A 10893-nucleotide genomic window follows, 5' to 3' on the forward strand; every position below is an offset into this window, starting at 1 on the left:
TACCAAAAAGCTGGTCGGGAGAAATCCGAAGATTCCTCTCAACCAGCTTTCATTTTGGAGACTTATGTCACAGCCTCAATTGCTATTATTTAATCTTGTAGTTAAAGTTGTTGGTCATGGTCTTAACACCCATGTCTGCGTACTGATTAGCAAACTTCTTCTGTTGGTCTTTAGCCAGTGACGCAAAGGCTTTCTTGTACTGTTGATACAGAGTTGGCCGGACATACTTCTTAGCGTACTTACTTGCTGGACTCGTCTTGGTCTTAGTGTAAGTATACTTTTTCCCGGAAGTTGCCAACCGGCGACTAGCCTTGCTACCGGCAATCTTTGTGGTGAAGTGTGTGCTTGACGTCTTCGTTAACTTGAACGTGTAAGTCTTCTTACTCAAAGCCGTCGTGGTCTTGTTGTCCGCCGTCTTAAATTGAATCAAGCGATACTTGGTGGTCAGTGTCCGCCGATTTTTACTGAGCTTGATCGACGAAGGCACCCCATACTTCACATTAGCTGCTGAGCCAAAGTCCCCCAGAATAAGTAAGGTCCCGGTCTTCTTGCCGCTCTTATAAGTCTTGAAATAAAAGGCAGTTTTAGATTTAGAACTCTTGTAGTATCGTTTTAAATCGGTGTTCGTGATCGTCGGTTTGGCTTTGGCACTAGCCGTGACGCTAGGACTAACTAAACCACCCAATGTCCCTAAAGCCATCGCGGTTAACCCCAATTTCACCATCAAACGTTTCATGACTATAGTCCTCCTTAAAATTCATCCAGTTCACCATTTATACTGCCATTGTTTTTCTCAAAATGCAAGCGTTCACACCGATTAAGCTAAAACTTCAGGGAAGACTTGTTCCAAGTACGCCGCAACCCCCGCCTCATTGTTGGTTGTTGGGGTTTGATGATTGGCAGCTGACTTTATTTCGGGTTGCCCATTTAGCATCGCAACCCCATCACCAGCGGCCTTAATCATCCCTAAATCATTCTCGGCATCACCAAATGCCATGAGCTGATCGAAGCCCCAGCCAAAGTGCGTCAACAGTTGCCCTAATCCCACAGCCTTGTCCATGTCGGCTGCTAAGAACTCCAATATTTTTGGTTGAGAACGCACCACATGGTACTGTTTGTGCAAGTCGGGGGTTAGGCTAGCTACAACTCGGTCCAATGTCGCTGGATCAGTCGCCATGACAGCCTTACTGAAGAGATGTTCTGGTAAATCAGCAAAGGCCGTTGGCACAAATTCCATTGGTGCCTTCAACATCTTTTGATATTCGGATGGCTTGAGATCAGCCACCGGGTAGACTTGGTCAAAGTCCAGAACGTCCAGTGGGTAGCCATTTTCAGCCGCAAAGTCATGCAGGGGTTGGAAGTCCTGCTTGCTTAACCCACTCTGAGCCAGCACATCCTTAGTTGTGTTTTGAATCACGAGGGCCCCGTTAAAGGTAATCGTATAGTCCTCGCTGGTCGTTAATCCCAATTGTTCCAAATATTTCCAAATAGCATTGATGGGACGGCCCGTACAAAGCACCACCTTAATCCCTGCCGTATGCAACTGCCGCAAGGTTGCCGCATTCTTTTCACTAATCGTCTTGTCGGTATTCAGTAGCGTCTCGTCTAGGTCGAGCGCAATCATCTTTATCATTCGTCGTTGGCCTCCATTTCTCCTCTAGTTTACACGTAACCCGGGCCGAAATAAACCGTGTCTACGTCAGGAGGTCTGAACGAATCAAAGCCACGATCTGCTGGTTTTCCGGCAAGTCCGCGTGATTAGCATTGGCACCGGTAATGGTCATCTGCGTAAAATGTTGAACATTTCCTTGAAAGATCAATTTTCCTCGGTTAACGCTATCGAAGGGAACGATGCCATCGCCGGCGTACCCTTCGCTCCCTGCGATCGAGTAGACCGTCAGTGAACGCGGTAACTGCTTACGATCGGCCGAAAGTTCCTTAAAAAGTGGCGTGTCTACATCGGGACTGCTCTCCTCCAAATTAAATGGCGTCCCGATGGTCATTAGACGCTCGGCATAGGTTTCCTTAGGCAGACTATGCTCCAGGAAGAGCGTCAAGACCAGCCCGCCATTGGAGTGTCCCATCGCGGAAAAATGATTAAAATGATACGTCTTCTGCAATTGACGGAAGGCTAGATTGAACCAAACGGCTTGTTTCTTAATAGTATCGTACCCGTCAGTATGGTTTTCAAAACCCACGACAATAATTGGTTGGGTATCATTTCTAGTGATACTTCCCGTATATTGAATCTGGCCATTGGTCATGACTTCCACTCGTAACAAGCTGTGTTTAGTGGTCGTCTCGTGATTGAGCTCCGTGACCAGCTCGTTAAATCGATTCTGAGTGGCACTAGACCCCGGTACCAAGAAGACCGGGTCCATGGCACTCCGGTACGTGGCCCGCACGCTCATGACCTGCTGTGGCCGCCAAAGAAAGCCTGGCACACACAACAGCAAGAGCCCGGCCACCAGAATTAAGAAGCTAACGACTCGTCTCTTCAGCATGTTGGGCCACCTCCCCTGCCAATCGCGACCACTTAATAAATGGGTAATAAATTAAGACACTGATCAGTAACTCTGCAACGGCCAGGGCCAACGCCGCCAGGTTGCCTCCAGTTCCCAAGAAGCCTTGTAGTATGCCCGGCGTCCCGTTGGCAATCGGATAAGCCACCGCGGGTATCCAGTGAAGGTGCAGGCAAGTCCAGCTTAGAAGACTGCAAACGACCGGTGTCACCAGAAAGGGGATCCCTAGAATTGGACGCAACACAACTGGCAACCCAACCATTAACGGCGCATTGAAGTTACCCAAGGTTGGCAATAGACAGGCCAGACCCACCCGCCGTTGCGCCGCATTCGAGTGTCCCAAATAAATGGCAAATAATAACCCTAACATCATCCCTGGTCCACCAAAGTTCGTGTAGACGTCAACGACCGTATGAATCGTGATGGGCTGTGGCAACTGCCAACCAGCATGGATTAACACGGCTGCCAAATTCTGTGCCGCTTCGACGGACTGACCACCGACACTCGCCACAGGTCCTAGAATACCTAACCACTGACACAGACCAGTCAGTAGGCTAAATCCCAGCAAGCCTGGCAAATGATGAGGAAGGGGGAACGGCCATCTGGCCAGACTGAGGAAGGTGGCATCCAGGCTTCCCGTCTGCGTTAAGGTCCAGGCCAGCCCACCGGCTGCTAACACCAATAACCAGATACTGGCAATCGTCATCGTTTGCCCGAGGCGCTCATCGGCCAATAGCCAGTGGCGAATTCCCCAGCGATAGCCATCCCCAACGACTAGTCCAACTAGGATCCCCACCAGAATGCCGGAAATCCCTAAATTATTAGAGAGCCACTGAATGGGTTGCCCGTTTAACAGCGTCAGGCGATCCACGTTAAAGAACTTGAGACCTGTGACCGCGACCACCCCTACCATTAACCGATCCGTCGTTCGTTTTGTGACCGGTGCAACCAGATAGTAACTGACGGCAAAGGCCATAATCAAGGCGACTAACCCCAGGGTGCCTGCGCTCAGCAGACTCAAGTAATGCTTGAGGACCGTGCGTTGCATCAGCCAATCCCCAACGTGTAGTGTTTGAAAATAGTAACCGGTCGATGCCAGCCACGTCTTCCGAATCATATCGGCCAACGTTCCCACCAGCACCACCGGAAAGACCAGGTGAAAGGCCTGATTGACGGCCTTGATCTGTCCGTTTCGTCGAAAAGCCACTTCTAATTGAATCAGATGGCTGCCTAGCCAGCCTGTTTCTCGTTTCATTTTTGGCCGCCTCCTGCCCTAACACTCAAATTGTAAGGGCAACGACAGCGCCGGGTGTCTTTTCAACATTCGGTTAAGGTGGCCGCCTTTAAAACCGTTCGAGCAGGCTATCGATAGCTTCACTGACAGCTCCTTGTTGATTGGTTCGGGATAGACGTTGAATCTTGTTGTCAGCAATTAATTCCGTTGCGGCATTGGCCACGGCAAACCCTTGGCCCACCAACTGCAACATAGCCAGATCATTGCCGGAGTCACCGAAGGCCACCATCTCTGCTGGGGTAACGCCCCAGCGACGACCCAATTCCGCCACCGCCGTGGCTTTATTCACACCGGGCAGGCTGACATTCAAGCCACCCAGACCACTACTTGTTGCCACTAGTTGACCAGCAAATCGCTCGTTAAAGACCACCACAAACGTCGTGACGTCCGCTTGTAACCAGGTTACATCCAGCTTGAGGATCTGATCTGCAACTTCGGTCAAGTCGGCCACAGTCGTTAATTGCGGATAAAAAACTTGGGACTGGTGAAATCGGTCGCTATCAGCCGGTAACGTCGTATAGGCCCGGTCACGGCCGCAGGCAATCAGATAGGGATTCGCCATGACAGATGCCGTATTCAGCCAGCGCACCGCCGCCTGCCACAACTCACGAGGAATCTGATGACAGGCAAGCTGTTGGCCGCTTCCCGTGACGGTCAACGCCCCATCCTCGACAACGTAGGTCAAATCATTAGCCCGTTCCAGTCCGCCAAAGAGATCGATCACGTGGCTCAAGGGATCACCGGTTGTGACGACAAACTTAATTTGTTTTGTCTCCATTTCAGCGAGTTGATCCGCTAGGCGCGCGCGATCGTAACGCCCATTGGCATCCAAAAAAGTGCCATCTAAATCCGTCATAATCATCCGTGGTCGCATCATTTTACCCCCTAAGTTCTTATCCTCGATCATACCCGATCACCAACCTGGCAACAACTCTTCACCCCTTAACTAAGCCTGGCTAGTAATCGATCAACCCCTAACTAAAAAACGGGTCACCCCGTATTAACCACTACGCTGGGTGACCCGTTAACCTATTTTCAGTTTTATTTATCTAAATTGTTCTTGTAGACGTAATTCATTAACGAGCGCGTCTCAGTAAACTCGTCCTCATCATGCAGAACCACCGTGATGATCCGGTTATGACCACTCTTTTTAGCGGTTCCCACGAAACAGTAACCAGCCAGTGGCGTATACCCAGTCTTCAGTCCATCAACCTTCAGGCTAGCCTGATAGTACTTCCGACCCTTCAACAGGTTGTTGTAGTTGTAACACGTTTGGCCGTTGACCTTCTTGGATCCAATTTGACCGTCCTTCAAGACTTGTGGATAATCCTGAATTAAATGTTGGGCGATGTAAGCCACGTCCTTAGCGGAAACCTCGTTGGCATTGGCCGATCCGTAGTTGTAACCAAACTGACGCAGGTCACTGTTTTCCAAACCGGACGCAGAAACGAAGTGGGCCTTGCCCAAGTTCCAATGCTTAGCTTGGGCATTCATCTTATTGATAAATTTAGCATTACTGCCACTGACCCATTGGCCCAGGGCAATCGCCGCGTTATTCGAGGAATCTAGCAAAGCAGCATAGTAGAGCTCCTGAACGGTGTACTTGTGTCCGCTCTTGAAACGGAAGCCACCACACGCATAGCTGTTTCCCATGGCTACGAGGCCCCTGTTACTCGTCTTAACGTGATCGGACCACTTAGCGGACGTGGTATGAATCTTCTGAAGAACCAGGTACAGTGTCATGATCTTGGAGACGGAAGCAATTGGCCGTGACGTGTTGGCATGCTTAGACCAAACAACTTTCCCCGTTTCTTCGTTGACGGCCACCGCAGCCTTGGCCTTCTTTAAAACGAAGGGCGCCTTGCCCTGCTTAAGGTAACCGTGCCAGATCAAGCCCTTGACGGTGTGCCGACCATTAATGGCATAGTAGTAAACCGCGTTGGTTTTCCCATGTCTCAGGACAACCTTCTTGGAGACGTACCACGTGGTATTCGGATACGACTTCAAATTGGCGATCTTGCGGGTGTGTGACTGGTTATACACAGCACCCTTAGTGCTCTTCTTGTGATAGGCCGTCGTCTTCAGTGATTCAGTCGAAACGGTCCTGTAGGTCGCCGCATCAGCCGGTACGGTTTGATAACCGATCCCCATCACCGTTAAAACTGCTAAGGCGACCAATAAAAATCCCTTAATGTGTAATTTTCGCATGTCCCTAACCTTCCCATTTTGACTAATTAGCTTAACTAACCTTTAGCCTAGCACGATCTTGACGTGACCGGAAGCGCCTCTGCCCCTTTGTAACTCGCTTGTCGCCTTTGTAACGCGCTTGTAAAACAATCCGACTATAAAATTTTTCATTTAAACTTTCAGCCCTTTTCCCGTGATACCTTGCTTTTGCCAGATAAATTGGTTAGGCTAAGAGTAATCAAATACGATTGGGGTGCCCATCCGGCTGAGATCAAACCCATTGAACCTGCTCTGGTTAAAACCAGCGAAGGGAACGCGTAACATAGCTATCAATGACCCCCACTAGAAACACTTAGTGGGGACTTTTTCGTCTTTTGGGCGCCTCAATTAACTTTAGGAGGAATTCATCTTATGAAACGTTGGCACATCCGCGACATCATTCTCGTCACAATTCTAGCAATCTTTATGGGGGTCATCTTCTGGGCCATCACCCCCCTCTATTCCGCACTCACGGCACTCTTCGCCCCCATGGGTCTTCAACCCCTAGCTAACGAAATCTTGCTGGGTGTCTGGACCATGGCCGGCCCGCTGGCTGGATTCGTCATTCGCATCCCCGGGGCGGCAACCTTGGGAGAACTTCTAGGTGCGGTTGTCGAAATGTTTCTTGGAGGCGTCTGGGGTGCTAGCACCCTAATCTCCGGCGTTGTTCAAGGCTTCGGGTCCGAACTAGGCTTCATGGCAACTCGTTATCGCCACTACAATTGGGTGACGTTAACCTTAAGTGCCTTGACGACTACCTTGGTTACCTTCGCTTGGAGTCTGGCACGTGAGGGTTACAGCGCCTATCATTTAGGTTTCTTACTCTTACTATTTGCCGTTCGTTTCGCCTCCGTCTTTGTCTTTGGTGGCATTTTGACCAAATTAATTACCAATTTATTAGACCGCGCACATGTTCTGAAACACTAACCGTCAAATATGGGGGAGTTTTTGTGGTAAACGTTTCAATTCGCAACTTAACATTCACATATCCGCAGCAATCACGACCCGTCCTTAACGCCGTCAACGCTAGCTTTCCGGCTGGCCAATTTTCCCTGATCACCGGGGTGTCCGGTGGAGGCAAGTCCACACTGCTCAAGCTCATTGCGGGACTTTTGCCCAGCGACACAGCTGGCATCACCTTTAATGACCGGACACTCACTGCTATTCCGGCTACCCAGCGTTCTCGTACGGTAGCCATGCTCTTTCAGGAGCCCAGTACGCAATTTACCATGGACACGGTCGCTAATGAACTGCAATTTGCCTTGGAAAATCAACAGGTCCCGGCCAATGAGATTCCGCAACGCTTGACGGCCGCACTGGATTTTATTGGTATCACGGCTTTGCGTGACCGAAAGCTCATGCACCTTTCCGGTGGTGAGCAACAGAAGGTGGCACTGGCCATCATCGTTGCCATGGATAGTGCAGTGATTCTGCTGGATGAACCCTTTGCCAGCATCGATCCTGCCACGCGTCTAGTCCTGTTACAACGCCTCGCACAACTGAGCCGTGAGCAAGGAAAAACGGTCATTTTAGCCGATCATGATCTCAGTGGCTATACCGATTACGTGGACCGCTTAACGGTTCTGACAGATGGTCAGCTGACGCATCTGTCTCCCACGGCGACACAAGATCGCCTGGCAACCTTTGCGCCGGCCAAGCTACGTCTACAACACGTCACGGTCCCGGCTGATAATCAGGAAGCGCTAATTCAAGGTCACCAACTGAGTCTGACTGCGAATGACCGCACCCTCGTAACGCCGCAAAACCTGGGCTTTTTTGCCCACCATACGACCCTCATCACGGGACCCAACGGCAGTGGTAAATCGACACTCTTGCGTGCCCTGGTAAAACTCGGCCACTATCAAGGGGAGATAACCTACGCTGGAACCGATATTCATCGCCTAAAGCGTCGTCGTTACGCCCGGCAAGTGGCCCTGATGTTTCAATCGGCCGCGACCCAATTTCTCAATGTCACGGTCGATGAGGAACTGGCGTTATCACTCAAAAACAGTTTTGCCGACCATTTTACCCCGGCCATGGCTACCCAGCTCTTAACCGAACTCAACCTAGCCGACCATCGCGAACAAATTATCTATACTCTAAGTAGTGGTCAGCAGAAGAAATTACAACTGCTGTGCATGCTCATCATGGCTCCGGACGTCCTCTTGTTGGACGAACCATTCAAAGGCTTGGACTACCAGTCACTCCAAACGGTCATTCGGATTTTAAAAGACGTTCAACGCGACTTGGATCTAACCTACATTCTAGTAAGCCACCAACTCAGCGGACTCGACACCTTCGCCGACTACCACCTTCAGTTGACGGATCAACACTTCGTCTATCGGGGGGTGAGTGCATGAACCCCAGTCTAAAGTTAGCTTTGCTTGTTCTAGTGGCCTTAGAAATTTCTTTTACCCACGTTTGGACGGTTAACGTGGTCTTGATCGTGGTCAGTCTGATCCTAATGCTTGCGGGTCACGTGTCAGTCAAGCGACTCGCTCTACTGACCCTAATTCCCGCCTTCTTCGGCGGGGCCCTCGTGTGGTCCTTAACGTTACGCGGAACTGCCACTACCCATTTTCTCCTGGTAATCTTCACGCGAATGGTGGCCTACGTCTATATGGGCGGCTGGTTTGCTCAAACGACAGACCCGTTAACCCTCACACGATCGCTGGAACAAAACGCCAAATTACCTTCTAAGTTTGCCTACGGCTTTCTAGCAGCATTCAACCTCATGCCCAAGATTCAAGCCGAGGTCAGCACCATTAAAGCCGCCGCCATGATGCGCGGTCAGGTGCTTCACTTCTGGTCACCCCAACTTTATTTCAAAGTCATCTTAGCTGCTATGAACTGGTCAGACCAGCTCGCCGCCGCCATGACGTCTCACGGCTTTGTCGAGGATGCGCCCCGAACCCATGCCACCACGATTCCACTCGTAGCTCGCGACTGGGTACTCCTCGTCGGTAGCTTGATTCTCGTCCAAATTGGCCTCTTCGTTGGCTTACCCTGATCATTTAAGGAGGACTTACTTTGCTATTTACCACCATCGCGCACAACGCTAACCTAGCCTCCTGGCAGGCTTCCAAGCAGCATCCTTTCATTCAACAACTGCTGGCGGGCACCCTACCATTAGCCACATTCCGTTACTACTTGATTCAGGATCACGCTTACTTACGTGAATTCGGTGCGATTCAAGGCTTGGCGGCGGAGCAGACGACCAATACCGAGATTGCCACGCAACTGCATGCTGGGGCGGAACACCTCCGCCAGGGTGAATTAGCCCCGCGGCAGACCTTCTTTGATCGCCTCAACATCACCGCCGATGAGGTTGCCAACACGCCAGTCGCCCCGACAGGTTACGCCTACACCAGTCACATGTACCGCGCCCTGATGACTCAAGGGACCGCGGGGGCCATTGCCGGCCTGCTTCCTTGTTATTGGCTCTACGCCGAAATTGGGGCCGAGCTTGCTGAACAAGGATCGCCGGTGCCAATCTACCAAGATTGGTTAGAAAGCTACCGTTCCGACGACTATGCTGGTGAGATGACCGATCAGCTGGCTCTCGCTAACCGTGTCGCCACTCCAGCCAACACACCGGCACTACTCGACATTTTTAATAAGAGTAGTTGGTATGAACTTAACTTCTGGCAAATGGCGTTGACCCACGAAACTTGGGAATTATCAGAACCGTCTGGTTTTTCAACCACCCCCTAATGCGCTATAATGAGGGCACTCATAGGAAAAGGTGGTGTTGATGATGAAGAAAATTCAGCAATTAACGTTTCTCCAAACCTTTGGTTATCTGGCATTAGCTCTGGGGGTGATTATCGAGATTTATGCCGCTCTCAGTAATCCCGGAACCCGCCTGAGTGGTGACGAGATGTTCGGGGGCGCAGTGGTCTTAACCTTGGCAGTTGCCTTCATTCACAGCCGACGCCTGCCAACGAATTTAGCGCTGATTGGCCTCAGCACGTTAGGCTTTGCCTACTTCACCTTCATCCACACGCATGCCTGGCTCTGGACCATCCTGCTAGCGATCGCCGTCGCGGCCTTCCTGATTTACTTTTTCGGGTTGCGGGGCGAGGTTCGGCGTAACCAGAGTGAGTGGTTTCACTTTTAAAATTAACGAAAACAGTTGACGATTGGTACCGGTGAGAGCCTCTCACGGTACCTTTTTTAGTGGGTGGGAAACTTGGGTTGCCTGAAAATTTTGAAGTTTGTTCACTTGTCAGTTGCATTGTCGAAATGTGTGCTCCAGGTCAGTCTGGGACACACTCTTCCCATAAAAAAGAATCAGACCAACCGAAGTTGGCCTGATTCCCTGCTTGATAAACTACAAGAGACTTGTAGTCATGTAATCATAATGATTACCATCTTTTAAGTGACACAACCGGCAAGCCGGCTTCGGGGCGGAAAGATTCCCGCATTAGTTGGCAAACGCCCGTAAAACGTGGGTTTGCGGCAGATGAAGAGTAATGGGTTGCGTGCTAAGGTGTGTAACGGTTGTTTCCCCATCGTGACCCATGCATGACGATTAACGCGACACCGTTGTCATCGGACATTTTAAATCCATCCCATCACCTCATGCTTGTTCCAAACGCTTCATGTCCAGCCTACACATCAACTATCACAAAGCGATAACGAGAAGAAAAAATTGTGGTTACACTTCCGTGACGTTTGCCACGCACAATTGTTATATTGGGTATTAGTTTACGCAATTTTTGCTCGTTCATCAAGTAGTATGACGAATTGTCAAATCAAGTGCAACGTTTTCCCATAGAACACTTCAGATGGAGTTTTCCAGCCTAAGACCTTGCGTGGACGATTATTCAACTCTTTAACAAAGTTGCT

11 protein-coding genes and 1 riboswitch are annotated in these 10893 nt (G+C 50.3%); of the genes, 5 read left to right on the forward strand and 6 right to left on the reverse strand.

Features of this window, described 5'->3' with window-relative positions:
* Positions 1-85: 85 nt before the first annotated feature.
* From EKM70_RS10695 to EKM70_RS10720, 6 genes are all read right to left on the reverse strand, one after another.
* Entirely contained in the window at positions 86-736 is a 651-nt protein-coding gene (locus EKM70_RS10695) for a hypothetical protein (RefSeq protein ID WP_125547698.1), read from the reverse strand.
* A gap of 81 nt (positions 737-817) precedes the next feature.
* The gene (locus tag EKM70_RS10700; RefSeq protein WP_125547700.1) at positions 818-1633 is read right to left on the reverse strand and encodes a Cof-type HAD-IIB family hydrolase; all 816 of its coding nucleotides are present in this window, start codon (positions 1631-1633) and stop codon (positions 818-820) included.
* Positions 1634-1694: 61 nt separating this feature from the next.
* The gene (locus EKM70_RS10705) at positions 1695-2504 is read right to left on the reverse strand and encodes an alpha/beta hydrolase (protein WP_125547702.1); all 810 of its coding nucleotides are present in this window, start codon (positions 2502-2504) and stop codon (positions 1695-1697) included.
* The gene (locus EKM70_RS10710; RefSeq protein WP_125547704.1) at positions 2482-3777 is read right to left on the reverse strand and encodes a PTS transporter subunit EIIC; all 1296 of its coding nucleotides are present in this window, start codon (positions 3775-3777) and stop codon (positions 2482-2484) included. Before EKM70_RS10710 ends, EKM70_RS10705 begins: the two co-directional genes overlap by 23 nt.
* 88 nt (positions 3778-3865) lie before the next feature.
* A complete protein-coding gene (locus EKM70_RS10715; RefSeq protein WP_164506382.1) occupies positions 3866-4690 on the reverse strand; it encodes an HAD-IIB family hydrolase in 825 nt (274 codons plus the stop codon).
* A gap of 167 nt (positions 4691-4857) precedes the next feature.
* On the reverse strand, positions 4858-6024 hold the full coding sequence (locus EKM70_RS10720) for a serine hydrolase (protein ID WP_125547708.1): 1167 nt from the start codon (positions 6022-6024) through the stop codon (positions 4858-4860).
* Positions 6025-6242: 218 nt separating this feature from the next.
* Positions 6243-6334: riboswitch (TPP riboswitch) on the forward strand.
* 80 nt (positions 6335-6414) lie between these two features.
* On the opposite strand from EKM70_RS10720, the gene EKM70_RS10725 reads away from it, so the two are divergent.
* Genes EKM70_RS10725 through EKM70_RS10745 form a run of 5 tightly spaced genes read left to right on the forward strand, consistent with a single transcriptional unit; the run spans position 6415 to position 10162 of the window.
* Positions 6415-6969 (forward strand): ECF transporter S component, encoded by a 555-nt coding sequence (locus tag EKM70_RS10725; protein ID WP_125547710.1) that lies wholly within the window; start codon positions 6415-6417, stop codon positions 6967-6969.
* 23 nt (positions 6970-6992) lie between these two features.
* Positions 6993-8402, forward strand: a complete 1410-nt coding sequence (locus tag EKM70_RS10730) for an ABC transporter ATP-binding protein (protein ID WP_125547712.1) — start codon at positions 6993-6995, stop codon at positions 8400-8402.
* Positions 8399-9052 (forward strand): energy-coupling factor transporter transmembrane component T family protein, encoded by a 654-nt coding sequence (locus tag EKM70_RS10735; RefSeq protein ID WP_125547714.1) that lies wholly within the window; start codon positions 8399-8401, stop codon positions 9050-9052. Before EKM70_RS10730 ends, EKM70_RS10735 begins: the two co-directional genes overlap by 4 nt.
* 20 nt (positions 9053-9072) lie before the next feature.
* Entirely contained in the window at positions 9073-9756 is a 684-nt protein-coding gene (gene tenA / locus EKM70_RS10740; RefSeq protein ID WP_125547716.1) for a thiaminase II, read from the forward strand.
* Positions 9757-9799: 43 nt separating this feature from the next.
* A complete protein-coding gene (locus EKM70_RS10745; protein WP_125547718.1) occupies positions 9800-10162 on the forward strand; it encodes a hypothetical protein in 363 nt (120 codons plus the stop codon).
* The last annotated feature ends 731 nt before the right edge of the window (positions 10163-10893 follow it).

It is taken from the genome of Levilactobacillus lindianensis, from assembly GCF_003946095.1.
Lineage (GTDB): Bacteria > Bacillota > Bacilli > Lactobacillales > Lactobacillaceae > Levilactobacillus > Levilactobacillus lindianensis.

Coding starts and splice junctions, on each gene's coding strand:
- EKM70_RS10700 (WP_125547700.1), bottom strand. CDS start 1,633: ATGATAAAGATGATTGCGCTCGACCTAGACGAGACGCTACTGAATACC.
- EKM70_RS10720 (WP_125547708.1), bottom strand. CDS start 6,024: ATGCGAAAATTACACATTAAGGGATTTTTATTGGTCGCCTTAGCAGTT.
- EKM70_RS10745 (WP_125547718.1), top strand. CDS start 9,800: ATGAAGAAAATTCAGCAATTAACGTTTCTCCAAACCTTTGGTTATCTG.
- EKM70_RS10695 (WP_125547698.1), bottom strand. CDS start 736: ATGAAACGTTTGATGGTGAAATTGGGGTTAACCGCGATGGCTTTAGGG.
- EKM70_RS10705 (WP_125547702.1), bottom strand. CDS start 2,504: ATGCTGAAGAGACGAGTCGTTAGCTTCTTAATTCTGGTGGCCGGGCTC.
- EKM70_RS10715 (WP_164506382.1), bottom strand. CDS start 4,690: ATGCGACCACGGATGATTATGACGGATTTAGATGGCACTTTTTTGGAT.
- EKM70_RS10725 (WP_125547710.1), top strand. CDS start 6,415: ATGAAACGTTGGCACATCCGCGACATCATTCTCGTCACAATTCTAGCA.
- EKM70_RS10735 (WP_125547714.1), top strand. CDS start 8,399: ATGAACCCCAGTCTAAAGTTAGCTTTGCTTGTTCTAGTGGCCTTAGAA.
- EKM70_RS10710 (WP_125547704.1), bottom strand. CDS start 3,777: ATGAAACGAGAAACAGGCTGGCTAGGCAGCCATCTGATTCAATTAGAA.